The organism is Prevotella intermedia ATCC 25611 = DSM 20706, assembly GCF_001953955.1.
GTDB lineage: Bacteria > Bacteroidota > Bacteroidia > Bacteroidales > Bacteroidaceae > Prevotella > Prevotella intermedia.
Genome location: NZ_CP019300.1, coordinates 1532306 through 1556537 on the forward strand (window position 1 = coordinate 1532306; position 24232 = coordinate 1556537).

Genomic DNA, 24232 nt, shown 5'->3' on the forward strand with positions numbered 1-24232 from the left:
ATATGAAAATTGTAGATTTAGATGGTTATGCAGCCAACCCTGGTGATATATCATGGGACGGCGTAAAGGAATTAGGAGAGTTTGTATTCTACGACTACTCTGAAGAACATCAAATTATAGAAAGAGCTAAAGATGCTGAAATCGTTCTTGTCAATAAAATCAACATGACAAGAGAGATTATAGAGCAGCTACCCAAGCTAAAATATATCGGCGAATTGGCTACTGGCTACAACAACATCGACTTGCAGGCAGCTAAAGACCACGGTGTCATTGTAACAAACATTCCTGCTTACAGCACCGACAGCGTTACACAGTTTGTTTTCGCACACTTGCTGAATGTTGCAACCCACGCTGACCACTACGCTTGTCAAACACGCGAAGGTGTTTGGAGTGCCAAGAAGTCGTTCTGCTATTGGGACGAACCCCTCTTCGAACTTGCAGGAAAGACGCTGGGTATAGTCGGATTGGGCAACATTGGTGCAAAGGTTGCATGGGTCGGACACATGTTAGGGATGGACATTTCAGCCTATACGAGCAAAAACAGCAGCGACCTACCCGAGTGGATTCGCAAGACCACACTGGAAGGACTCTATCATACCGCCGACATTATTACGCTCCATTGCCCGCTGACAAAGGAGAATACACACATGATTAACAAAGATGTATTGGCACAAATGCGTCCGGGAACCATATTGATAAATACAGGACGTGGCGCACTTATCGACGAAGAAGCCGTAGCTTCTGCACTGAAGAAGAAGCATCTTAAAGCATATTGTGCCGATGTTATGGAGCAAGAACCTCCACACAAAGACAATCCGCTGCTGAAATTGCCAAACGCTTACATCACACCGCACATTGCGTGGGCTACATTGGAAGCACGACAGCGATTGATGGATATTTGTGTTGAAAACATCAAGGCATTTATTGAGGGCAATCCTCAAAATGTCGTAAACAAATAAACAATAGCACATCACAACATAAAACAGACTATGACATTTACAGACCCTAAGTTCGCTGAAACACTTTTAGAACTCATAGAAGGCTTGGGAACACTTGCCTTCGCCATTTCAGGTATAAGGCATGCCGCAGAAAAACATTTCGACTGGTTTGGTGGATATGTATGCGGCATTGCCGTAGCCATAGGTGGCGGAACCATTCGCGACACTATGTTAGGTGTCAGACCTTTCTGGACAACCGACATTCGCTATTTGTTGGTTACCACAGTTGCCCTGTTCCTCACAGTAATACTTCGGAAACGTATGAAGAAACTGAACAATGCTTGGTTTGTCTTCGACACCTTAGGCTTGGCATTCTTCACCATTGCAGGTATGCAAAAGACTTTGTCGTTTGGGCACCCATTTTGGGTTGCCATCATTATGGGTTGTATTACCGGAGTTGCTGGTGGCGTAATTCGCGACGTATTATTAAACAATGTGCCTGTTATCTTTCGCAAAGAGATATACGCTATTGCGACTGTTGCTGGTGGTTTGCTTTATTGGGCAATGTTGGCATTGAATTGCAGTATGACTTTTACAGTTATTGCAACTTTCTTCCTTATTGTCTTAATTCGCTTTGTTGCTGTATATTACCACATTCAACTGCCCACTTTGCACGACGAAAGCTAACTTCTTTCTAAAAAAATATTCAAAAAAATTTGGTGGTAACAACAAAAAACAGTACCTTTGCACTCGCAATTAAGGAACAACACTAAAGTTCTAAAAAGGCAACCATAAAAAGAATGGTTCCGTAGCTCAACTGAATAGAGCATCTGACTACGGATCAGAAGGTTGTGGGTTTGAATCCCGCCGGAATCACAAAAGAGTTTAGATGTAACAATCTAAACTCTTTTTTTATTTGCATTTTATGAAAATAGCTCATCTAATATAGTTGGAAGCCTATTCCAACAACATTAATATAAGTATCATAAACCTGTATATATAAGGTAAGCTCGACACAAGAGTTACGCCAACACGTTATTTATCAGATACTTAAAGAAAGAACTGATTGTGATTTGATATGCTTATCATCAGAAAGAAGTGAAGTATTTTCTTCCAATTCTTACACCAATTTCACGTTATTTTATGAACGAAAAGAAACCAATAAAGGTGTAAATATTTTTCACAAATATATCTATCACTTAACTACCTAACCATCAGCGCATTACAAAACCTATTGTTTTGCGTTCTAAAAGCGGCTGTTTTGCAAGGTAAAAGCGTAGGTTTTGTATCGCAAAAGAGCCGCTTTCGCAATGTCAAAGTGCAGTTATCACTTTTTAAGAGAATTATCTTTACAAAGTTAAGCAAAAAATCTCTCATTGTTTCATCAAAGAGATTACTAAAAAATGCCTGCGAGATTGCCTATTTAACCTACTTTCTTATACCGAACCAACGTATATATATAAGGTGTATATAAAAAGAAACAAGAGGGTGTAACATAATTTACTTTTATGTTACACCCTCATTTTATTGGAGTTTTGACAGAGTTGTTTAGCTTTCAAACTCTATTAACGATAAAGTTATACTATTATCCGAGTCGCTTCAACTGAACGGTGAAGTGGCGCATCAGCGGAGCTTCCCACTCAATGGCAACACCACGTGTAACGCTCTCACGACGGTCGAAGACATTCTTCAAGGCAGCTGCTATCACGTTCATGTGGTTATCGGTATATACGCGACGAGGGATAGCCAAGCGCAGAAGGTCGAGTCCTCCGAAGCGGTTCTCGCCTGTTTCTGGGTCGCGGTCGGCAAGCATATAGCCCACTTCTACACCACGAATACCTGCTTCGAGATAAAGTTCACAAGTCAAAGTCTGTGCAGGGAACTCCTCTTTTGGTACATGAGTGAGCACCTTGCTTGCATCTACGAAGATAGCATGGCCACCAGCAGGACGCTGATAAGGGATTCCGTATTCGTCAAGCTTCTTTGCAAGATATTCTACCTGATGGATTCGGGTCTGGAGCATATCAAATTCGGTATTCTCGTCCAATCCCTGTGCAAGCGCATTGAGGTCGCGTCCGCTCATTCCGCCGTAGGTTACGTAGCCTTCCATTGGAATACAGAACATCTTTGCACCCTCAAACCACTCTTTATTGTTGGTAGCAATGAATCCTCCCATATTCACTACACCGTCTTTCTTTGCAGACATTGTGGCTGCATCAGCCTCAGCATACATCTCGCGAACAATTTCCTTGATGCTCTTGTCAGCGTAACCTTCCTCGCGTACCTTAATAAAATAAGCGTTCTCGGCAAAGCGTGCAGAGTCCATAACGACTGGTATGCCATATTGATGGCAGAGTGCGCAGGTTTCCTTGATATTCTTCATACTAACTGGCTGACCACCCACGGTGTTGTTGGTAACGGTGAGTACCATGAAAGGCACGTTTCCTTTGTTCTCTTGCAGCACCTTCTCGAGTTTCTTCAAGCAAACGTTACCCTTGAAAGGAACTTCCTTTTGGGTGTCCTTCGCGTCGTCGGTCGTTACGTCAATGGCGTGCGCCTTACGGCTTTCGATGTGTCCCTTGGTAGTATCGAAGTGCGCATTTCCAGGAATAACGTTACCTTCTTTAACGAGATAAGAGAAGAGCACGTTTTCGGCAGCACGTCCTTGATGGGTCGGAATAATATACTTCATTCCGAGAATCTTCTGTACTGTCTCCTCGAACTTATAGAACGATGTAGCACCAGCATAGCTCTCGTCGCCCAGCATCATTGCTGCCCACTGACGGTCAGACATTGAGCCAGTTCCACTATCGGTGAGCAGGTCGATGTAAACTTGTTCTGCCTTGAGTTGGAAAACGTTGTAGTGTGCCTCCTTGAGCCACTGTTCTCTTTCTTCACGTGTACTTTTCTTGATTGGTTCAATCATCTTGATTTTCCAAGACTCTGCAAATGGTATTTCCATAATTCAAATTGTTTTTAATTAATAGTGTATAATCGTTATAAGAATATTTATTTCCATTTATGAGATGAATAGGTTTCTGCAGTTGCAAATATACGCAATTCTTTTTCATTTGTGTATATTTTTCATAAAAAAAATAGTCATTAATAGATATTTTGAATTAAGAATAGTGAATAAGAAGTGAGAAATGGCACGATTACTAATTACAAAATTCTAAACATAAGAAGCCGCCATCAAGATGGGAATTTCCTTCTTGATGGCGGCTCTTCTTATATATTGCTTTGTCTTTTCTTACAATGGAGTAGTGAAAATATACGTACGAATGATGTAATAAGAAAGAATACCTGCCAAATAACCTACAAAAGCAATCCAAGTAATCTTCTTCATATACCAACCGAATGTTATCTTTTCCAAGCCCATAACGATAACACCAGCCGCACTACCGATAATAAGCATAGAGCCACCAACACCCGCACAATAAGCAAGCAACTGCCAGAAGATTCCATCGACAGCCATATCGCCCACAGCTTGAATAGGATACATACCCATACTTCCTGCTACCAAAGGTACATTATCTACGATAGAAGAAAGCACACCAATAATACCTGTTACGGCATAGTGATTCTCGTCGAATATCGTATTCAATGATTTGCCAAGATTCATCAATACCCCAATCTCTTGCAAGCAAGCAACAGCCATCAAAATACCAAGGAAGAACAAAATGGTAGAGATGTCTATACGTGATAAAAGATTAGTTACACGCTTCGCAAAGCTCACGCCATCACCCTTTGTGCGATGCAAATGACGATAAAACAATTCGGTTACAGTCCACAATACACCCAATACAAGCATAATACCAACAAACGGTGGAAGATGGGTTATCGACTTAAAGATTGGAACAAAGCAGAGACCGCCCACACCAACAATAAAGACTGTCTTTCGCTGTTTACTTCCAAACTCGCCCAATTCCGCAGTTTCTGTTTCCGATTGAGCTGCAATAGCAAGTTCGCCTTTGAGCATATATTGCATAATAAATGCAGGAATGACCATAGAAACAACTGAAGGTATGAAGATTTCGCTGATAACTCCTGCCGCTGTAATCGTACCAGCGTTCCACAACATAATTGTTGTAACATCGCCTATTGGCGAGAATGCGCCACCCGAATTGGCTGCAATAATAACCAATGCCGCATAAACCATACGGTCTTCCTTATTGTTGATGAGCTTGCGAAGTATCATTATCATAACGATACTTGTCGTCAAGTTGTCCAAAATAGCCGACAGAATGAAGGTCATACAAGCTATACGCCATAACAGAGCGCGCTTCGACTTCGTCCTCATAACATTCTTTACCCAGTTGAAACCGCCATTTTGGTCTACTATTTCAACTATTGTCATCGCTCCCATCAAGAAGAACAGTGTTGTTGCAGTATCGCCCAAATGTTCTATAATGAGTTTATTAACAAACTCTGTAATGTTGCCTGTCCACTCTGAAGCGTTTCCAGCGTGCATCAACTGAACAAATGGCGCAGGGTCGAACATATACAATGTCCAACAAAATACAAACATCAACAAGGCAATGGCAGCCTTGTCTATTTTCACTAAGCTCTCCGTGGCTATCAATGCGTAGCCAAGAACAAAAACGATGACAATCGCGATTGTTAATATAGACATTTCTTTAATTTATTTTTTTAATTGGTAAATAAAAATTACATACTTTCTAAAACGCCCACAAAGGTATATAAAAGATATGAAGTGGAAAGTTTTTAGCACGATATTTTTACAGAAAATACTCGAATATTGGTTTATTTATAGTATATTTGTAGCAAAATACTGTGTTATGGAAAAGAAACAAATAAATGTAGTTTGTGCAGTTATCCGTAAAGGATACAGATACCTTTGCACGCAACGACTTAGAAAAGGCCCTGACTATACTGCTGAACGTTGGGAATTTCCAGGTGGAAAAGTAAAACCAAACGAAAGCGACCACGAAGCATTGCGCCGAGAAATAAAGGAAGAAATGGATTGGGACGTCTACGTTGGTGGGCAATTGGGAAGCATAACCTACGAATATCCCGACTTCATCATCACCCTTACAGCATACGACTGTATGGCACGCAACTACGATTTCAAACTCCTTGCACACATTGATGCGAAATGGTTGAAGCGAGGAGAGTTCGATTCTTTAGAATGGACGGCAGCCGACAAAGAGCTTATAAAGGAGGTATGGAAATAATAGTAAGCAACGAAATAGAAACCGTTTGTCCCAATTTTGTAGGTGCTTGCGTTGAAGCCAGAGTGAAAAACTCGCAGTACAGCCAACCGCTTTGGGACGAAATAAATACGCTTGAAGCGAAATTCAAAGCCGAACTTACCACCGAAACACTGAAAGACATATCGGGCATTGCTGCCACTCGCCGTGTTTACCGTGCCTGTGGCAAAGACCCTTCGCGCTATCGCCCTGCATCTGAAGCACTTATAAGGCGTGTGTTGCAAGGTAAAGCTCTCTATCAGATAGACACATTGGTAGACCTTATCAACCTTGCCTCTATGGCATTCGGTTACAGCATTGGTGGTTTTGACGCCGACAAGTTCGTGGGCAACACGCTCACATTGGGCATTGGCAAAGAAGGAGAACCTTACGAGGGCATCGGACGAGGTATGATAAACATTCACGGACTGCCTGTCTATCGGGACGAAATAGGCGGAGTGGGCACACCGACTTCCGACCACGAACGCACAAAGATAACCATCGACACCACCCACCTGTTGGTATTAATCAACGGATACGACGGCAACGAAGCGTCGGTAAGGCAAAATGCGGAGTTCATTCAACAGCTTTTGCAGAAGTATTGCGAAAGCGACGGTGGCACTTACCATATATATAAATAGGTAAACAGAATGCAAGAAGACAAATTAGCAACGATGAAGGAACTTGTTGATAAGCTCAACAAGGCTTCCGATACATATTACAACGGTCGGGCAGAAATGATGTCGGACCACGAATGGGACGCAGCTTTCGACCAACTGAAACGTTTGGAGGAAGAAACGGGCACTATCCTACCCGACTCACCAACAGCCAACGTTAGCGCAGACAGCATAGCGGGCGAAAAGGAAGAACACGAATACCCTGCCCTTTCGCTTGCCAAGACAAAGAGTACAGCCGAACTTGCCAAATGGGCAGAAGGCAAACCCATTTGGCTTTCGTGGAAATTAGACGGTCTTACCTTGGTTGCTACATACGACAATGGCAAGTTGTCGAAGGTAGTAACGCGTGGCAACGGGCACATCGGCACCAATATCACGCATCTTGCAAGTGCCATTGAAGGCATTTTGCCACAGATTGACAACACAGGACACATCGTTATCCGTGGCGAAGCCATCATCAGCTACACCGACTTCAACGTGTTCAATATGGAAATGGGCGAAGAATATGCCAACCCACGCAACCTTGCATCGGGCTCGCTCACGCTGAAAAACATCGAAGCCGTGAAGTCGCGACACATTCGCTGGATACCTTTCACATTGGTTCATACCGACGAGGACATTGAATCGTGGGGAAGTCAGATGGACTTCTTGGAACAATTAGGCTTCAAAACGGTAGAACACGAACAGATAACCCACCCTACGCAGGAAAGTATAGACGAGGTTATACAGAAGTGGACTGTCAAGTTGAACACCTTCGACTACCCTGTCGATGGTCTGGTTATTTCGTACGACGACACCATATATGCCACTTCGGGAAGCGTTACAGGGCACCACGCCACACGGGCAGGCTATGCTTTCAAGTGGCAGGACGAGAGTGCTGCGACCGAACTAGAACATATAGAATGGTCGTGTGCAGCCTCAACCATCTCGCCCGTTGCTGTTTTCAAACCTGTAAGTTTAGAAGGAACAACCGTAAAACGTGCAAGTCTTTGCAACATATCGGAGTGCGAACGATTGGGAATAGGCGACAAGGGCACCAAAATAGAAGTGATAAAAGCCAACAAGATTATTCCAAAGGTTATCAACGTTACAGAAACCGTCGGCACACTCGCCATTCCGCATACCTGCCCAGTGTGCAAGGCTGCCACCGAAGTGGTGGAAAGCGAAAGCAGTGCCACCAAGACGCTGCACTGCACCAACCCAGACTGCGCTGCAAAACAGCTGAAAAAGTTTGCCCGCTTTGTATCAAAAGAGGGTGTAAACATCGACGGACTTTCCGAACAAACCGTGCAGAAGTTCATCAATCTTGGTTGGGTGAAAGAATATGCCGACCTTTTTCATTTAGACGAACACGCCAACGAACTTCGCACAATGGAAGGTTTTGGAAGCAAAAGCGTTTCAAATTTGCTGAAATCGATAGAGAAAGCAAGAACCGTAGAGGCTAAGAACTTTCTGTACGCATTGTTTATTCCACTCGTAGGACAAGATGTTTGCGCACGTTTGCTTTCGGCTTATCCCCTATCAGAACTCATTTCAACTGCACAAACCACCACCGACTTGGCCGTATTCTCTACCATTTCGGGCATTGGCCCCGAGAAAAGCACAAGTTTCGTGAAGTGGTTGCAAGACGAGAAAAACAAGAACATTGTTGAACACTTGCTTGCCGAACTCGAAATCAAAGAGGCTGCACCTATCGAAAAAGGCTCTCTGTGCAACGGACTGACCTTCGTTGTTACAGGCGATGTGCACCATTACAAGAACCGAAACGAGCTGAAAGCTTACATAGAAAGCCAAGGCGGAAAGGTTACGGGCAGCGTATCGAAATCGACAAACTACCTTATCAACAACGATATAAACAGCACATCGGGCAAGAATCAAAAGGCACGACAACTTGGAATAGACATTATTTCGGAAGAAGAGTTTATCAATAAATTCACAAACAATTAAAAGTCGGGAAGCATAAAAATATCGCCATCACGGATAAAAACATATCTGTTGATGGCGGTATTTTGTTATATCTCTACTACAAAGGCATTGCAGCGACACTATAAGCTATATTTCGGAACAGAAAAATTGAGCGTGAACAACTCATTTTATGAGTGAAAAAGAGGCGAAAATGTTGTAAATATTTTTCGCAAGCATAACTATTAGCTAAACTACTCGTTATCAATACATTACAAAACCTATTGTTTTGCATTCCAAAAGCGTAGGTTTTGCACGGTAAAAGCGGCTCTTTTGCAACGCAAAACCTACGCTTTCGCAACGTCAAAACGCAGTTAGCACTTTTTAAAGAAATTATCTTTACAAAATCAACGCTGTTTCCTGCTTTTTCCAAACTGTTTTTATGCACGAGCAGTAACCTTGCCATGCGGTATGGTTTATCACGTTTATCATCTGCACTTTGCAGCTTCTTGGGTGTTAGGAACATGATAAATCACGCCCCTAAACATAGAAATCTGTGGTTTGTAACAGGCAAAGAGTAAAATCACTCCTCCAATATAATTCTACAAGACTTGTGTTTCCCCTGCTTAAATAGAGTCTTCTGGCAAGCCCGAATTAGCATCAGAAGATTTGCGTTTCGACGAAAATCCTAAGTCATCAAGCAGTTCATCAACAGCCGAACCAGCCATCTCTTTAATCTTATCAGTAGCAGGAGTTATTACATTCTCTTTCAATAGCTTTTCTGCTTCCTTTTGAAGTTCTGATTGAACATCTATTTCTGCTTTCTTGTAATACTTTTCTGTTGCCAATTTCAGCTGTTCTTTGTTCAGTGTGAACACATGATTGAGTACGCCCAACGAAACAATATAGCTTTTTCCACCAAAGTGAACCTTGCCCACCGAGCACACAAAATAGTTATCAACACTTATCAAATTGTCCATAGCAGCGTCTACGACTTTCTTCGTAAACACATCATTGACCGTCTGCAATGCCTTTGAAAAGATGTCGTTGTCAGCATCTTTAGCCACTGCAGTGGCAGCATCGTTCACCGTAGAGGTTACAACATCAGACAAAACCCGCTTATGTTCTTCAGCCGAAGGACAAGTGAAGATTAGCAGACAAACAAATGCCACAAGCGAAACCAAAATGCCTGTAAGACAGCCGTGCTGCTTTTTATGCTTTTCAGGGGTGGCTTCTTCGACATAAGCATCTGCTACGGGGCGGGCTTCTACGTGCGGAATTTCATTGACAGGCTCACCATCGACAACCGCATCACACTCTAACACATTATCTTTATTACCAGTTTGTTGAGCGTTTTCATTCAGGTTTCCCATTAATATTACTCGCAACTCTTCTATTTGCCACGCAGGCGTCCAGTCTTCCGAGCCGTCAGGCAACACCAACGTAGTAGCTTCTATACCTCGTTCAGCAAGTTCCTTTATGCTATAAGGACCCCGCTTTTCATTGTCAATATTAATATAATATTCCATTTCTTCTGACACTATTTTAAAATATTAATCATTACAGACTGCGAAATTATACATTATTTCCAAAACAAGCAAGGGTTCAGTTTAATTTTATTCGTTAATGATTTTCATCAGACTATAAAAACTATGAACAACGAAAAAAAGTTACGTTTTTTCTTGTTGTTATTTACCTTATTTATTATCTTTGCATATATTTCGAAAAAAGTACACTATAATATAATGTTTGAAAATTTAAGTGACCGTCTTGACCGCTCCTTTAAAATATTGAAGGGTGAAGGCAAGATTACGGAAATAAACGTAGCGGAAACGCTGAAAGATGTTCGTAGGGCATTGTTAGATGCCGACGTCAATTACAAAGTTGCAAAAACGTTTACCGATACCGTAAAGCAAAAGGCTTTGGGTATGAACGTATTGACAGCCGTAAAGCCTGGACAGCTTATGGTGAAAATCGTTCACGACGAGTTGGCAGAATTGATGGGCGGCGATGCCGTAGGAATAAAATTAGAAAACAAGCCTGCTATCATCTTGATGAGCGGTTTGCAAGGTTCGGGTAAGACAACCTTTTCGGGTAAGTTAGCGAACCTTCTGAAAACAAAAGAGCACAAGAAGCCACTGCTTGTAGCCTGCGACGTATATCGTCCTGCTGCTATTCAGCAACTCAATGTTGTAGGCGAATCGGTAGGCGTACCTGTATATAGCGAACCTGAAAACAAGAACGTGAATGCCATTGCAGAGAATGCTATCAAGCAAGCAAAGGCAAATGGAAACGATGTGGTTATCATCGACACCGCTGGTCGCTTGGCGGTTGATGCGGAAATGATGGACGAAATAGAAAGTCTGAAGAACCATGTAAACCCTGACGAAGTATTGTTCGTTGTGGACTCGATGACGGGTCAGGACGCAGTAAATACAGCAAAGGAATTTAACGACAGATTGAACTTCGACGGAGTTGTACTTACAAAGCTCGACGGCGATACACGCGGTGGTGCCGCACTGTCTATTCGTACAGTCGTAACAAAGCCTATCAAGTTCATCGGTACAGGCGAAAAGATGGAAGCACTCGATGTTTTCCACCCCAGCCGAATGGCAGACCGTATCTTGGGAATGGGCGATGTTGTTTCGCTTGTTGAACGTGCGCAAGAGCAATTCGACGAGGAAGAGGCGAAAAGACTGCAGAAGAAGATTCAGAAAAATAAATTCGACTTCAACGATTTCTACAACCAGATACAGCAAATCAAGAAGATGGGTAATCTGAAAGACCTTGCTGCAATGATTCCAGGTGTAGGAAAAGCCATTCGCGACGTAGATATTGACGACAATGCATTCAAGGGTATAGAGGCCATCATACAGAGTATGACACCAAAGGAAAGAACAAACCCAGAGGTGTTGAACAATTCTCGCCGTCAGCGCATTGCAAAAGGCTCAGGCACGAATATACAAGAGGTGAACAGACTTGTAAAACAATTCGAGCAAACACGCAAGATGATGAAAATGGTTACAGGTTCTAAGATGGCAGGAATGATGGGCAAGATGAAGAATATGCCTGGTATGCCAAAGATGCCGAAACTATAATACAAATAAAAACAATATTAAACCTACAGTTCAAGACCTTATGGATTACAAACTTATCGACGGAAAAGCTACCGCAACAGCTATTAAAAAGGAAATTGCGGAAGAAGTACGCAAAATCGTTGAGGCTGGTGGAAAGCAGCCACATCTCGCAGCCGTACTCGTAGGACACGACGGCGGAAGCGAAACTTACGTAAAGAACAAAGTGCTTGCCTGCGAGGCTTGCGGTTTCAAATCTTCGCTGATTCGTTTTGAAAGCGATGTTACGGAAGAAGAATTGCTCGCTTGCGTAGACAAATTGAATAACGACGATGATGTTGATGGATTTATCATGCAACTTCCATTGCCAGCACACATCGACGAACAGAAGATTATCATGGCAGTAGACTATCGCAAGGATGTCGATGGTTTCCACCCAATCAATGTTGGACGTATGTCTATTGGCTTGCCTTGCTTCATTTCTGCTACACCATTAGGTATGCTGACTTTGCTTCAACACTACAACATTCCAACTTCAGGAAAGAAGTGTGTTGTGCTCGGAAGAAGCAATATCGTAGGTAAACCAATGGCACAGCTGATGATGCAAAAGCAGTTCGGTGATGCTACTGTTACCGTATGCCACTCACGTTCAAAGACTTTGAAGGAAGAGTGCTTGGCAGCTGACATTATCATCGCAGCTATCGGTAAGCCCGAATTTGTTACAGCCGATATGGTAAAAGAAGGTGCTGTCGTACTCGACGTAGGTACTACCCGCGTTCCAGCCCCATCTCGACCAAGCGGTTTCCGCTTGACAGGCGATGTTAAGTTCGACGAGGTCGCACCAAAATGCTCTTACATTACACCAGTTCCAGGCGGTGTAGGTCCTATGACCATCTGTTCCTTGATGAAAAACACACTTGCAGCGGGCAAGAAGGAATACTATAAATAAAACGACAATAAATAAAGGTGGGGAATTTAGTTTCCCACCTAACTACAACATAAACAAACTATAAAAGGAAGGAGGAATTATGATGACCGCGGAAGAATATTTCCGAGAGGGCAACGAGTACAGAAAGAAAGGCGATTTTAAAAGTGCAATGAATTGTTATTTAGAGGCTATAGAACTCGACCCAGAGTCTCCAGCCTTGGAAGCAAAGAAAATGCTAGAAGACATTTTTAATTTTTACAACAAGGACGCTTATAATCCTTAAAAATACAAAAACAATGAGCAAGATGAAAGGAGCAATTGTCGTAAACTCCGACAGATGCAAAGGATGCCAATTGTGTATTGTTGCATGTCCAAAAGATGTAATAGACATAGCTCAGAAAAAAGTTAATAGCCACGGATACGCATATGTTGAACCTGCACATATTGACTTGTGCATAGGTTGTGCGGCATGTGCAACAGTGTGTCCGGACGGTTGTATCACAGTATACAGAAAAAGAGTGGAGGAATAAAGAATGGCAGAACAAGAAGTAACATTAATGAAAGGCAACGAAGCCATAGCGCACGCTGCCATACGTTGTGGTGCAGATGGATATTTCGGCTATCCTATTACCCCACAGAGTGAAATAATTGAAACATTCGCACTGCTGAAACCATGGGAAACAACAGGCATGGTTGTATTGCAAGCTGAAAGCGAAACATCATCAATCAATATGATTTATGGTGGTGCAGGTACTGGAAAGCGAGTACTGACGTCTTCGTCTTCACCAGGTATAGCACTGATGCAAGAAGGCATTAGCTACATGGCAGGTGCAGAATTGCCAGGCGTTTTCGTAAACGTACAGCGTGGAGGCCCGGGCTTGGGCACTATCCAGCCAAGTCAGAGCGACTATTTCCAAGCCACAAGAGGCGGTGGAAATGGCGACTACAATGTGATTGTATTGGCACCAAACTCTGTTCAAGAGATGGCAGACTTTGTAGATTTGGCTTTTGAACTGGCGTTTAAGTATCGCAATCCTGCGATGATTCTTTCAGACGGAGTTATCGGTCAGATGATGGAAAAGGTTGTATTGCCGCCGATAAAACCACGCCGCACAGAAGAAGAAATAGAAAAAGAATGCCCATGGGCAAGTATGGGACGTAAAGTAGGACGCGAACCAAACGTCATTACATCGCTTGAGCTGAAATCGGAAGTAATGGAAAAGAGAAACTTACACTTACAAGAGAAGTATAAGACCATTCGAGAAACCGAGACACGCTTTGAGACAAATCTGTGCGAAGACGCTGACTACATCATTGTAAGTTTCGGCAGTGCTTCCCGTATAGGCGAAAAAGCAGTAGAGCTTGCACGCGAACAAAGCCTGAAGGTTGGGCTATTCCGCCCTATCACTCTATGGCCATTCCCAAGTAAAGAGCTTGTAGAAATCTCAAAAGGCAAGAAAGGAATATTAGTAAGCGAGATTAATGCTGGCCAAATGGTTCAAGACGTGAAACTCGCCATCGATGGTGCCCTTCCAGTTGCACACTTTGGAAGATTGGGTGGTATCGTTCCTGACCCAGAAGAGATTGTAGAAGCACTAAAAGATAAACTTATAAAATAAGAAATCGGAGGAATTGCCCAATGGCAGCAAATAATATAATTTCACCAGAAAACTTGGTGTACGCAAAACCCAAACTAATGAACGACACGACAATGCACTATTGTCCAGGTTGTTCGCATGGTGTTGTGCATAAGCTCGTAGCAGAGGTTATTGCCGACATGGGTATGGAAGAAAAAACAATTGGAGTAAGTCCTGTCGGCTGTGCAGTATTCGCTTACCGCTATATTGACATTGATTGGCAAGAAGCAGCACACGGAAGAGCACCCGCAGTAGCCACTGGTATCAAACGTCTTTGGCCAGACCGCTTGGTATTTACATATCAAGGCGATGGCGACTTGGCTTGTATCGGAACAGCAGAGACGATACACGCTCTCAACAGAGGTGAGAACATTACAATCATCTTCATAAATAATGCAATCTATGGAATGACTGGAGGACAAATGGCACCAACTACCTTGATAGGTCAGAAAACAGCTACTTGCCCCTTCGGACGAACTCCAGACATACACGGTTATCCGCTCAACATGACCGACTTGGCAAGCCGATTAGAAGGAACTTGCTATGTTACCCGACAAAGTGTTGATACCGTTGCATCTATCAATAAAGCAAAGAAAGCCATTCGTAAGGCTTTCGAGGCAAGTATGCTGGGTAAGGGCAGCTCACTTGTTGAAATTGTAGCCACATGTAATAGTGGTTGGAAACTTTCTCCAGCACAAGCCAACGAATGGATGCGCGAGAATATGTTCCCCCATTATCAAAAGGGCGACCTTAAAGATGAAACGGGAATATAACCCAACTTAAAGCATTTACAGTATGAAGAAAGAGATTATAATTAGCGGTTTCGGAGGACAAGGCGTTCTCTCTATGGGAAAAATATTAGCCTATTCGGGACTTATGGAAGACAAAGAGGTAACATGGATGCCCGCTTACGGTCCTGAACAACGTGGCGGAACTGCAAATGTTACGGTCATTGTAAGCGACGAACGTATATCATCTCCTATTTTAAGTAAGTATGATGTTGCGATTGTGTTGAACCAACCCTCACTCGAAAAATTTGAGGAAAAGGTAAAACCGGGTGGCATACTTATATATGATGGATTTGGAATACTGAATCCACCCACTCGTACCGACATAAAAGTTTATTGCATTGATGCAATGAACAAGGCTGCTGAAATGAAAAACTCTAAAGTTTTCAATATGATAGTACTTGGCGGACTGCTCAAGGTTTGTCCTATTATAAGTATGGAAGGATTAAACAAAGCATTGTTCAAGACACTACCCGAACGCCACCATCACTTAATTCCTTTAAATATGGAAGCCGTAGAAATTGGTGGCAGCATAATAAAAGAAGTGCAAAAGTAATATTTAGTTACTTCTACATTTTACAAGAGACCCTTGGCTAAAATGCTAAAGGGTCTCTTTATTTATACCTTTTGGTAATACAAAGAACTGTTATAAAACAAATAATTAAACAGTTTTTTAAGTTATTCGTCCTGTTTTATACCTAAAAATGGACTTTTCAGCCACTTTTCAGCAAAAACATTTGGTTGTTTGCGTAATTTTTTATTACTTTGCATTGTAGTTATAGTACATTATTTTTTTAAGTATTAATAAATTTAGGAAAAATGAAAAAGTTAGGTTTATTGTTTGCTGCCGCAACATTGGCAGTATCTGCATCAGCACAGACAGTTGCAGAAAGTAAGACTTTCGACAACATTTACATCGGTATTAATGGTGGCGTTGCTACTAAGACAACTGGCCACAAGTGGTTGAGAGACCTCAACCCTAACGCTGGTCTCCGCATCGGTCGTTATTTCACTCCTGTATTCGGTTTGGCAATTGAGGGTAACGCATACTTCTCTAATAAGCCTTGGAAATCAACAGGTACAGTGGTACGCTACATCAACACACAGTTGTTGGGTACTGTAAACTTGAGCAACTGGTTCGGTGGTTACGCTGGCGAGCCACGTTGCTTTGAAGTAAGCGCAGTTTACGGTCTTGGTTGGGGACACGTATTCAACCACAGAGACGATTTGGAGCCAATCAACCGTATGACATCTAAGGCAGGTCTTGACCTTGCTTTCAACTTCGGTTCAAAGAAGCAATGGCAGATTTATATTGAGCCATCTATCAACTGGGCATTCCTCGGTCAGCATGAGGGTCGTACCAAGAATGATGGTGCAGGTCAATATGGCTACAACGCTTACTCTAACGGCGACCAACCAGTTTACAACATTCACAACTCAATGGTTCAGTTGAACGCTGGTATCGTTTACAAGTTCAAGAACTCTAACGGTGCTCACAACTTCACCATCGTAACTCCACGCGACCAAGCTGAAATCGACGCTCTCAACGCACAGATTAACGAGCTCCGCAACCGCAAGCCAGAAGTTATCACTAAGGAAGTTGAAGTTATCAAGGAAGTACCTGCAGTTAAGGAATTCACAGTTTCTGACCTTGTATTCGTAACATTCGCTCAAGGTAAGTACAACCTTACATCAGAGGCTAAGGCAGCTCTTGACAACGTTAAGGCAGGTAGCCACGTACAGGTTGTTGGTACAGCTTCTCCAGAAGGTGGTGCAGCACTCAACCAGAGATTGTCTGAAAACCGTGCTAAGGTGGTTGCTGACTACCTCAGAAGCCGTGGCGTTATCATAGACGAAGCTACTGGTAAGGGTGTTCAGGGTGTAACATCTAACCGCCTTGCAGTTGTTTACGTTAAGTAATTAGAAACGCAGAACAAGTAATTATTAAATTACATAATCAAATCCTCGGTGCGAAAGTACCGAGGATTTTTTATTATATACAAATAAAAAAAATGAGTTCAATAAGAAAATATTTGTGAGTTGATTTCACCTTTCTTATTTAAGGTAAATACAGGAAAACAAACATGGATTTGTAAAGATAATTCTCTTAAAAAGTGATAACTGCGTTTTGACATTGCGAAAGCGGCTGTTTTGCAATGCAAAACCTACGCTTTTACCGTGCAAAACAGCCGCTTTTGGAACGCAAAACAATAGGTTTTGTAACGCATTGATGATTAAGAAGTTAAGAAACAAACGCACTTAGAAAAAATATTTACAATATTATCATCTTTTTCCCGTCCATAAAATAAGTTTTTCGCCTTTCAGTTTCTACTATTCCTAAAATGGGCATAAAGTAAAATTAACGCCCATTATGCAAAGCATTTAAGAAAATAATCACTACTTTTGCATTAACAGATAACACAAAACAAATACAGAATATGAACAACTTACCAACAATAGGAAAATACCATTTTATGGCAGAACCGTTCCACTGCGACTTCACTAAGCATTTGTTTATAGGTCATTTAGGCAATAACCTTTTAAATGCAGCAGACTTTCACAGCAACGAACGGGGCTACGGAGTAAACTATCTGAACACTATAAACAAGACGTGGGTTTTAAGTCGCCTTGCCATAGAATTAGACGAAATGCCTACCATCTACGAAAAATTTACGGTGGAAACATGGGTAGATAGCGTAATGCGCTACTTCACGAACCGTAATTTCAAGATAGCAAACGAAGATGGACGTGTATATGGTTATGGAAAAAGTATCTGGGCAATGATTGATACCGAAACACGACAGCCCGTAGACATTCTGAAAGTAGATAATCAGACCATTCTAAAATATATAGAAACAAACTATGACAACCCTATCAAGAAGTCTTCAAGGGTGAAGTTGGACAACAACCTGATACTTCAGAAGTCGATTATAGCCAACTACAGCGACGTAGACATTAACGGACACGTAAACTCCATAAAGTATATAGAGCATATTTTAGACCTTTTCCCACTTGAATGGTACAAACAACACGCCATAAGAAAATTTGATATTGCCTATATAACAGAATCGCACAATGACGAAACATTGAAGTTCTATACCGATAAGAAGATAGAAATGGTCAATGACGAGGTGGCTATACAAATAACAAAATCAAACTCGGAAAGCGAAATAGAGGTATGCCGCTGTAAAATAACATTCGTTTAAAATTAGTGTAAGCTATTCCACCGCCATTCTATACACCTTTTTCATACGCACGGAGAGGATAAAAACAAACAATAACACCTCTCTTTCAATATTAATATAAAATAATGCGAAAATTCACAATTAAATAATCTTATATTTTGATTTTCCCCAATTATTCATTATATTTGCAAATAGAATAAATACATATTATTAATCTAAGTTTTATGAACAACAACAAAGTTATGAACCGCGCGGCGGACAATATCAGAATTCTCGCTGCTTCCATGGTGGAGAAAGCAAAATCAGGACACCCTGGAGGAGCAATGGGCGGCGCAGATTTCATCAATGTCCTCTTTTCCGAATACTTGGTATTCGACCCTGAACAACCCGAATGGGCAGGTCGCGACAGGTTCTTTCTGGATCCTGGACACATGTCTCCAATGTTATATTCAGCATTGGCACTTCAAGGAAAATTTACAATAGACGATTTAAAGGACTTCCGCCAATGGGGCTCTCCTACTCCTGGACACCCTGAACGTGATATTAAAAGAGGTATAGAAAACACATCTGGTCCATTAGGACAAGGACATTCTTTCGCAGCAGGTGCAGCCGTAGCCGAGAAATTCCTCGAAGCACAATTGGGCAAGGAAGTTATGCAGCATAAAATTTACGCATACATCTCAGACGGTGGCGTTCAAGAAGAAATCTCACAAGGCGTTGGCCGTATTGCTGGCAACTTAGGTTTAAACAACCTGATTATGTTCTACGACGCCAACGACATTCAGCTATCTACCGAATGTAACGAGGTAATGAACGAAGACACTGCTGCCAAATATAAGGCATGGGGGTGGAATGTGCTGACGTGCAACGGCAACGATGTAGACGAAATCCGACAAGCACTCGACGCTGCACTCACCGAGAAAGAACGCCCAACGCTTATCATTGGAAAAACCATTATGGGAAAAGGTGCGCTCAAGGAAGACGGTACAAGCTACGAGCACAGTATCAAGACACACGGCGCACCACTTGGTGGAGACGCATATATAAATACGATTAAGAACTTAGGTGGCGATATTGACGACCCATTCAAAGTATTTCCCGAAGTGGCAGAACTCTATGCCAACCGCTTGAAAGAACTGAAAGGCATTGTTGAAAAGCGTCATAATGAAGAACAAAAATGGGCAGAAGCCAACCCTGAAAAGGCAAAACTATACAAAGAATGGTTTAGTGGCGAAGCACCAAAGATAGACTGGACGGCTGTAAACCAAAAAGCCGACATAGCTACACGTGCAGCAAGTGCAGCTTGTTTGAGCGTACTCGCAGAGCAAGTTCCTAATATGATATGTTCTTCTGCCGACCTTTCTAACTCTGATAAGACTGATGGCTTCTTGAAGAAAACAAAGAATATCGTACGCAACGACTTCTCTGGTGCATTCTTCCAAGCAGGCGTCAGCGAACTGACAATGGCTTGTATGTGTATCGGTATGATGCTGCATGGTGGCGTTGTTACCGCTATGGGCACATTCTTTGTCTTCTCCGACTATATGAAACCTGCCGTTCGCCTTGCTGCATTAATGCAAGTTCCAGTGAAATTCATTTGGAGCCACGACGCATTCCGCGTAGGTGAAGACGGCCCAACCCACGAACCAGTTGAACAAGAAGCACAAATCCGCTTGATGGAAAAGCTTCAGAACCATGCAGGCAAAGACTCTGTGCGTGTCTTCCGCCCTGCCGATGCAGAGGAAACAACAATTTGTTGGCAGATGGCAATGGAGAATACAGACACACCAACAGCCTTAATACTTTCTCGCCAAAACGTTACCAACCTCCCAGAAGGCAACAACTACGAGTTGGCAAGCAAGGGTGCATACATCGTAAATGGCTCTGACGAAAACTATGATGTTATTCTCGTAGCAAGCGGTTCAGAAGTTTCAACCTGTATTGCGGGTGCTGAACTTCTTAAAGCCGATGGTTTGAAGGTTCGTATCGTAAGTGCGCCATCTGAAGGATTGTTCCGTCGCCAATCAGCAGAATACCAAGAAAGCGTTCTTCCTAAGAATGCTAAGGTCTTCGGACTGACGGCTGGCCTTCCTGTAACACTTCAAGGACTGGTCGGTGCAAACGGTACCGTATATGGTCTTAACAGCTTCGGCTTCTCAGCACCATACAAGGTACTTGACGAGAAGTTGGGCTTTACAGCTCAAAATGTTTATGAACAAGTTAAATTATTTTTAGCATAATACTAACCGAGCCTTGTAGAAAGAAACCCTGCGAGGCTCTTAACGACTTTAACGCTTATGGAAATTAAAACAGTAGGTGTTGCTTGCGACCACGCAGGCCTCCCTTTAAAGAAATTTGTCATTCAGTATCTCGAAGAACATAAACTCCCTTATAAGGACTTTGGTTGCAACAGCGATTTAAGCTGCGATTATCCTGACTACGCTCACCCACTTGCAGAAGCACTCTGCAACGGAGAGGTTTATCCTGCTATTGCTATCTGTGGAAGTGGCGAAGGTATGGCAATCACACTCAACAAGCATCAAGGTGTAAGAGCTGGTTTGGCTTGGAACAAAGATGTTGCAGAACTTATTCGTCAGCACAACGATGCTAATACACTCGTTATGCCAGGTCGTTTTGTTGATAACAAGACAGCTGAAAAGATTATGGACGCATTCTTCAAAGCTACTTTTGAAGGCGGTCGCCACGAGCGTCGCGTTCAAAAAATCGACCTTTAATCGTAAATACATCATTAAGAAATAAAATTAAAGGAGGCTTTCCGTTATGGAAAGCCTCCTTTAATTATGCCGAATTACTTTCTTTTTATATGCCCTATTGCTTTTGTTTCAAGGACTATTACAGCTTCTAAGCTTATTATTTGTCACGCATACGTGCCTTGTAAGAGTCCTCAAACACAGCACTTACGGTGTTAATCTCTAAGAAAGTAGTAACTCCACCCTTACCTAATTCGCCCGAAATATAAGCAATTTTATCGCTCGGAGCTATATACCCACGTTGGCGCAACATTCGTAAAGCAGCGGTAAAGAGTTCGTGTTTCGATTTCTTTTCTTGCTGATAAACAGGAAGCAAACCATAACTGAGGTTCAACCAACGTTGCAGTTTGTCGTGATAACAAATCGCCAATACTGGATTAGGGCCACGGAAAGCAGCCAAATTGCGTGCTGTCTTACCCGTATCGCCATCGGTTATGATTCCTTTTACACCAAGATGCTCGGTTGCCTCAATTGCACTTTTCGCCAAGAACTCACGCTGTTCCATATTATCGCTTAGCGGAATGTGTAAAAATCCCTCACGGTGCGCATCTTTCTCAGCACGCTCTGCAATGGTAGCCATCGTGCGACAAGCCTCGATAGGATACTTTCCGCTGGCAGTTTCGCCACTCAACATCAATGCGTCGGTATAGCTGTAAATGGCATTTGCAATATCAGTTACCTCTGCACGAGTAGGGCGTGGATTGTTTATCATTGTGTGCAACATCTGCGTTGCAACAATTACAGGCGCACGCTTTGATATACATTTCCTGATGATATTACGCTGAATACCTGGGATTCGTTCGATTGGCACCTCTATTCCCAAGTCGCCACGCGCAATCATAATACCATACGAAGCATCTATAATCTCGTCGATATTGTCCACTCCCTCTTGGTTTTCAATCTTCGAAATAATCTTTATATCAGAATTGTATTCGTCCAAAAGGTCTTGAACAGCCTTCACATCGGCAGCCGAACGCACAAACGAATGGGCAATAAAGTCTATATCAAGGTCGATAGCCAGCTTTATATTCGCAATATCTTTTTCGGTTAAAGCAGGCAAATCTATATGCGCACCAGGCACATTCACACTTTTTCGTGAGCCCAGCTCGCCATCGTTCATCACCTTTGCTACGAGCATCGGTCCAACGCTCTCTATAATTTCCATATCAAGAGCACCATCGTCGAACAGCAAATGGTCGCCTACTTTCACGTCGTTGGCTATGTCTTTGTAGGAAAGGTTCACAATATCGTGGGTCGATTCTATATCAGGACGTCCAAAAACCTTCACAATGTCGCCCGTCTTATACTTTATAGGTTCTGCTACGCTCGTTGTACGAATTTCAGGCCCCTTTGTATCGATAAGCAAAGCGATATGGGGCGAAACTGCACGTGTGTTTTCTACTATCTTCCTGATACCTTCTTCCGATGCGTGCGCTGTGTTCATACGCACTACATTCATACCCGAAAAGAAGAGTTTGCGTAGAAAATCGACCTCGCATCTGAAATCACTGATAGAACATACAATCTTTGTTTGCTTCATATTTCGTGTTATTTGTTTAATTAGACATTGCCGTAAAAACGACATACAATAAAGTAGACACCAATAGCATAATGGCTGCGAATACAAGGAAACCAACTATTACCTTCTTGCCAACACTGCTGATATGCGGTTTCTGCTTTCTTTCTTCTGCCTTCTTAGCCGACAACAACGGCACTGCAACAGTAGATTCCGTCCCACAGAAAGGGCAGTTACACTTCACGGTGATACCTTCTTCTGCCTGAATACTAAACTGTTGCGAACAGTTTCTGCAGCTAACTTGAAAGTAGCGTGGTGCCATAACCTTATCTTACATTATCAATTAAAAATCTGTTACCGACTTGTTTCAGCTTAACAAGCCGCTGTTCAGACTCACCATTCTGTGCCAATCGTACCTTATACCAATCTCCCTCGTAATGAGAAATTCTTAAATTACGACTCAATTCATCAGGATTATCCAAGCCAGAAAGTGTTCCAAACATTCCCCACCAAGCTGCTTGCTTGTCTAAACCAGAAGCATTTTCATTGATTCCATAGAGTATTTGTCTGCAACCTTCCGTCAGATACGGCTCATATTGCGTTACATCTGCCCCTGAAAGCACGGCATTCAAGTAGAACGAACGCAAGAATGTGTAAGCCATAGTCCGCATTTTTTCCTGCTTTTGGGCTGCCATAGCTTTTGCTTGTAGCATCTCTCGCACTTTCATCACCGAATCGCGATGATGCTGTCGTGCTATCTTGACAAGTTCTTCCTGTTGTTGGCGATACCTGCTAAACGAGAAAACACCACCAACAAGAAACGCACCGAAAAGCAAAAGAAGCACCACCTTTACAAGTCTTTTACTTCTTTTACGCTTCGCTTTCGGTTGTGTTGCCGCTTCGTTTTCGTGCGAAAGTGTATTGTTTCCGCTCTGAATACCAACGTTTTGAGGCGCAACGCTTTCCTGTGTCGATGTTGCAACCTGCTCTTTGGGTATCAGTATAGCCAACTTTTGCCCACAATGTGGACAAACAGAAGTGGTTCGCAGTATGTTGTCAACTGAAATCCGAAACTTCCCTCCGCATTTTTTGCAAGTTACCTGATAGAGCATCTTTATTTTTCTGCAAATTTAATACTTTTCTTTCGTATAATAAAATATTTTCAATGATAGCTCCAAACTTTTTATAATAAAGAAGTTAGAGCGTAGCAGAAATTCAGCCCTTACAAACATTTCATACCGTCTTTCTTCATAGAAGGAACAGTTTCACCCCTACTCTGTTTCACCTATATTCTTCATCATATAGCCCAAAAACAGATTGCAAAAGTGTAAATATTTTTCACAGCAATACCTATCGACTAACAACCTCATTGTCAGCACGTTGCAAAACCTATTGTTTTGCATTCCAAAAGCGGCTCTTTTGCACGGTAAAAGCGTAGGTTTTGCAGCGCAAAACAGCCGCTTTCGCAATGCCAAAACGCAGTTATCACTTTTTAAGAGATTTTTCTTTACAAAATCAAAGCTATTTGCAGCATTTGCCACAAGCCATTAAAAGAAAAACAATTTCTCAACCATAAACTTCTACTAACCGAAATCGGACTGTCAAA

General features: G+C 42.4%; 23 protein-coding genes and 1 tRNA gene. 17 read left to right on the top strand and 7 right to left on the bottom strand.

Annotated features, from left to right (window positions below; genetic code table 11):
- Positions 1-2: 2 nt before the first annotated feature.
- The 3 genes from BWX39_RS06535 to BWX39_RS06545 all read left to right on the top strand — a co-directional run bounded on the left by BWX39_RS06535 (position 3) and on the right by BWX39_RS06545 (position 1814).
- Positions 3-959 (top strand): D-2-hydroxyacid dehydrogenase, encoded by a 957-nt coding sequence (locus tag BWX39_RS06535; RefSeq protein WP_028904985.1) that lies wholly within the window; start codon positions 3-5, stop codon positions 957-959.
- A 30-nt stretch (positions 960-989) separates the two neighbouring features.
- Positions 990-1625 carry a trimeric intracellular cation channel family protein gene (locus BWX39_RS06540; RefSeq protein WP_028904986.1) on the top strand — a complete coding sequence of 212 codons (636 nt, stop codon included), beginning with the start codon at positions 990-992 and terminating at the stop codon, positions 1623-1625.
- A 115-nt stretch (positions 1626-1740) separates the two neighbouring features.
- Positions 1741-1814 (top strand) — tRNA-Arg (locus BWX39_RS06545).
- 709 nt (positions 1815-2523) lie between these two features.
- On the opposite strand, the gene BWX39_RS06555 is transcribed toward BWX39_RS06545, so the two are convergent.
- Together BWX39_RS06555 and nhaD are read right to left on the bottom strand one after the other, a co-directional pair.
- Entirely contained in the window at positions 2524-3900 is a 1377-nt protein-coding gene (locus tag BWX39_RS06555; protein ID WP_014709902.1) for a tryptophanase, read from the bottom strand.
- Positions 3901-4188: 288 nt separating this feature from the next.
- Complete coding sequence (gene nhaD / locus BWX39_RS06560; RefSeq protein WP_028904987.1) at positions 4189-5571, bottom strand: sodium:proton antiporter NhaD; 1383 nt, start codon at positions 5569-5571, stop codon at positions 4189-4191.
- A 166-nt stretch (positions 5572-5737) separates the two neighbouring features.
- Between nhaD and BWX39_RS06565 the strand changes: the two genes are divergently transcribed.
- The 3 genes from BWX39_RS06565 to ligA are packed head-to-tail and all read left to right on the top strand — an operon-like array spanning position 5738 to position 8772.
- Positions 5738-6133: a (deoxy)nucleoside triphosphate pyrophosphohydrolase gene (locus BWX39_RS06565; RefSeq protein WP_028904988.1), complete on the top strand. Its 396-nt coding sequence runs from the start codon at positions 5738-5740 to the stop codon at positions 6131-6133.
- Positions 6124-6789 carry a B3/B4 domain-containing protein gene (locus tag BWX39_RS06570; RefSeq protein ID WP_028904989.1) on the top strand — a complete coding sequence of 222 codons (666 nt, stop codon included), beginning with the start codon at positions 6124-6126 and terminating at the stop codon, positions 6787-6789. Before BWX39_RS06565 ends, BWX39_RS06570 begins: the two co-directional genes overlap by 10 nt.
- 9 nt (positions 6790-6798) lie before the next feature.
- Positions 6799-8772, top strand: coding sequence for an NAD-dependent DNA ligase LigA (gene ligA / locus BWX39_RS06575; RefSeq protein WP_028904990.1), 1974 nt, complete (start codon positions 6799-6801; stop codon positions 8770-8772).
- A gap of 581 nt (positions 8773-9353) precedes the next feature.
- On the opposite strand, the gene BWX39_RS06585 is transcribed toward ligA, so the two are convergent.
- Entirely contained in the window at positions 9354-10256 is a 903-nt protein-coding gene (locus tag BWX39_RS06585; RefSeq protein WP_028904991.1) for a DUF4339 domain-containing protein, read from the bottom strand.
- Between the two features lie 216 nt (positions 10257-10472).
- Between BWX39_RS06585 and ffh the strand changes: the two genes are divergently transcribed.
- From ffh to BWX39_RS06625, 8 genes are all read left to right on the top strand, one after another.
- Positions 10473-11825, top strand: a complete 1353-nt coding sequence (gene ffh, locus BWX39_RS06590; protein WP_028904992.1) for a signal recognition particle protein — start codon at positions 10473-10475, stop codon at positions 11823-11825.
- Between the two features lie 40 nt (positions 11826-11865).
- Entirely contained in the window at positions 11866-12750 is an 885-nt protein-coding gene (folD, locus tag BWX39_RS06595) for a bifunctional methylenetetrahydrofolate dehydrogenase/methenyltetrahydrofolate cyclohydrolase FolD (protein WP_028904993.1), read from the top strand.
- An 82-nt stretch (positions 12751-12832) separates the two neighbouring features.
- Positions 12833-13012: a tetratricopeptide repeat protein gene (locus BWX39_RS06600; RefSeq protein WP_028904994.1), complete on the top strand. Its 180-nt coding sequence runs from the start codon at positions 12833-12835 to the stop codon at positions 13010-13012.
- Between the two features lie 13 nt (positions 13013-13025).
- Positions 13026-13259, top strand: coding sequence for a 4Fe-4S dicluster domain-containing protein (locus BWX39_RS06605; protein ID WP_076123288.1), 234 nt, complete (start codon positions 13026-13028; stop codon positions 13257-13259).
- 3 nt (positions 13260-13262) lie between these two features.
- The gene (locus BWX39_RS06610) at positions 13263-14348 is read left to right on the top strand and encodes a 3-methyl-2-oxobutanoate dehydrogenase subunit VorB (RefSeq protein ID WP_028904995.1); all 1086 of its coding nucleotides are present in this window, start codon (positions 13263-13265) and stop codon (positions 14346-14348) included.
- A 20-nt stretch (positions 14349-14368) separates the two neighbouring features.
- A complete protein-coding gene (locus BWX39_RS06615) occupies positions 14369-15139 on the top strand; it encodes a thiamine pyrophosphate-dependent enzyme (RefSeq protein WP_028904996.1) in 771 nt (256 codons plus the stop codon).
- Between the two features lie 22 nt (positions 15140-15161).
- Positions 15162-15710, top strand: coding sequence for a 2-oxoacid:acceptor oxidoreductase family protein (locus tag BWX39_RS06620; RefSeq protein ID WP_028904997.1), 549 nt, complete (start codon positions 15162-15164; stop codon positions 15708-15710).
- A 263-nt stretch (positions 15711-15973) separates the two neighbouring features.
- Entirely contained in the window at positions 15974-17074 is a 1101-nt protein-coding gene (locus BWX39_RS06625) for an OmpA family protein (RefSeq protein ID WP_028904998.1), read from the top strand.
- A 135-nt stretch (positions 17075-17209) separates the two neighbouring features.
- Here the strand turns inward: BWX39_RS06625 and BWX39_RS12475 are convergent, their stop codons facing one another.
- Positions 17210-17407 carry a hypothetical protein gene (locus tag BWX39_RS12475; RefSeq protein WP_076123290.1) on the bottom strand — a complete coding sequence of 66 codons (198 nt, stop codon included), beginning with the start codon at positions 17405-17407 and terminating at the stop codon, positions 17210-17212.
- A 185-nt stretch (positions 17408-17592) separates the two neighbouring features.
- Between BWX39_RS12475 and BWX39_RS06635 the strand changes: the two genes are divergently transcribed.
- The 3 genes from BWX39_RS06635 to BWX39_RS06645 all read left to right on the top strand — a co-directional run bounded on the left by BWX39_RS06635 (position 17593) and on the right by BWX39_RS06645 (position 21074).
- Positions 17593-18360 carry an acyl-[acyl-carrier-protein] thioesterase gene (locus BWX39_RS06635; protein WP_028904999.1) on the top strand — a complete coding sequence of 256 codons (768 nt, stop codon included), beginning with the start codon at positions 17593-17595 and terminating at the stop codon, positions 18358-18360.
- A 203-nt stretch (positions 18361-18563) separates the two neighbouring features.
- Positions 18564-20579: a transketolase family protein gene (locus tag BWX39_RS06640; protein ID WP_028905000.1), complete on the top strand. Its 2016-nt coding sequence runs from the start codon at positions 18564-18566 to the stop codon at positions 20577-20579.
- A 57-nt stretch (positions 20580-20636) separates the two neighbouring features.
- A complete protein-coding gene (locus BWX39_RS06645; RefSeq protein WP_028905001.1) occupies positions 20637-21074 on the top strand; it encodes an RpiB/LacA/LacB family sugar-phosphate isomerase in 438 nt (145 codons plus the stop codon).
- 136 nt (positions 21075-21210) lie between these two features.
- Here BWX39_RS06645 and pyk read toward each other — a convergent pair whose 3' ends face one another.
- From pyk to BWX39_RS06660, 3 genes are read right to left on the bottom strand one after another with little or no spacing between them, the layout of a single operon-like run.
- Positions 21211-22650: a pyruvate kinase gene (gene pyk / locus BWX39_RS06650; protein WP_028905002.1), complete on the bottom strand. Its 1440-nt coding sequence runs from the start codon at positions 22648-22650 to the stop codon at positions 21211-21213.
- A 16-nt stretch (positions 22651-22666) separates the two neighbouring features.
- Positions 22667-22948 carry a hypothetical protein gene (locus BWX39_RS06655; RefSeq protein ID WP_028905003.1) on the bottom strand — a complete coding sequence of 94 codons (282 nt, stop codon included), beginning with the start codon at positions 22946-22948 and terminating at the stop codon, positions 22667-22669.
- Positions 22949-22952: 4 nt separating this feature from the next.
- The gene (locus tag BWX39_RS06660; RefSeq protein ID WP_028905004.1) at positions 22953-23738 is read right to left on the bottom strand and encodes a zinc-ribbon domain-containing protein; all 786 of its coding nucleotides are present in this window, start codon (positions 23736-23738) and stop codon (positions 22953-22955) included.
- Positions 23739-24232 lie beyond the last annotated feature (494 nt).

Bases quoted from the DNA above. Each gene is read 5' to 3' on its own strand.
- BWX39_RS06535 (WP_028904985.1), top strand. From the start codon at position 3: ATGAAAATTGTAGATTTAGATGGTTATGCAGCCAACCCTGGTGATATA.
- BWX39_RS06540 (WP_028904986.1), top strand. From the start codon at position 990: ATGACATTTACAGACCCTAAGTTCGCTGAAACACTTTTAGAACTCATA.
- BWX39_RS06555 (WP_014709902.1), bottom strand. From the start codon at position 3,900: ATGGAAATACCATTTGCAGAGTCTTGGAAAATCAAGATGATTGAACCA.
- nhaD (WP_028904987.1), bottom strand. From the start codon at position 5,571: ATGTCTATATTAACAATCGCGATTGTCATCGTTTTTGTTCTTGGCTAC.
- BWX39_RS06565 (WP_028904988.1), top strand. From the start codon at position 5,738: ATGGAAAAGAAACAAATAAATGTAGTTTGTGCAGTTATCCGTAAAGGA.
- BWX39_RS06570 (WP_028904989.1), top strand. From the start codon at position 6,124: ATGGAAATAATAGTAAGCAACGAAATAGAAACCGTTTGTCCCAATTTT.
- ligA (WP_028904990.1), top strand. From the start codon at position 6,799: ATGCAAGAAGACAAATTAGCAACGATGAAGGAACTTGTTGATAAGCTC.
- BWX39_RS06585 (WP_028904991.1), bottom strand. From the start codon at position 10,256: ATGGAATATTATATTAATATTGACAATGAAAAGCGGGGTCCTTATAGC.
- ffh (WP_028904992.1), top strand. From the start codon at position 10,473: ATGTTTGAAAATTTAAGTGACCGTCTTGACCGCTCCTTTAAAATATTG.
- folD (WP_028904993.1), top strand. From the start codon at position 11,866: ATGGATTACAAACTTATCGACGGAAAAGCTACCGCAACAGCTATTAAA.
- BWX39_RS06600 (WP_028904994.1), top strand. From the start codon at position 12,833: ATGACCGCGGAAGAATATTTCCGAGAGGGCAACGAGTACAGAAAGAAA.
- BWX39_RS06605 (WP_076123288.1), top strand. From the start codon at position 13,026: ATGAGCAAGATGAAAGGAGCAATTGTCGTAAACTCCGACAGATGCAAA.
- BWX39_RS06610 (WP_028904995.1), top strand. From the start codon at position 13,263: ATGGCAGAACAAGAAGTAACATTAATGAAAGGCAACGAAGCCATAGCG.
- BWX39_RS06615 (WP_028904996.1), top strand. From the start codon at position 14,369: ATGGCAGCAAATAATATAATTTCACCAGAAAACTTGGTGTACGCAAAA.
- BWX39_RS06620 (WP_028904997.1), top strand. From the start codon at position 15,162: ATGAAGAAAGAGATTATAATTAGCGGTTTCGGAGGACAAGGCGTTCTC.
- BWX39_RS06625 (WP_028904998.1), top strand. From the start codon at position 15,974: ATGAAAAAGTTAGGTTTATTGTTTGCTGCCGCAACATTGGCAGTATCT.
- BWX39_RS06635 (WP_028904999.1), top strand. From the start codon at position 17,593: ATGAACAACTTACCAACAATAGGAAAATACCATTTTATGGCAGAACCG.
- BWX39_RS06640 (WP_028905000.1), top strand. From the start codon at position 18,564: ATGAACAACAACAAAGTTATGAACCGCGCGGCGGACAATATCAGAATT.
- BWX39_RS06645 (WP_028905001.1), top strand. From the start codon at position 20,637: ATGGAAATTAAAACAGTAGGTGTTGCTTGCGACCACGCAGGCCTCCCT.
- pyk (WP_028905002.1), bottom strand. From the start codon at position 22,650: ATGAAGCAAACAAAGATTGTATGTTCTATCAGTGATTTCAGATGCGAG.
- BWX39_RS06655 (WP_028905003.1), bottom strand. From the start codon at position 22,948: ATGGCACCACGCTACTTTCAAGTTAGCTGCAGAAACTGTTCGCAACAG.
- BWX39_RS06660 (WP_028905004.1), bottom strand. From the start codon at position 23,738: ATGCTCTATCAGGTAACTTGCAAAAAATGCGGAGGGAAGTTTCGGATT.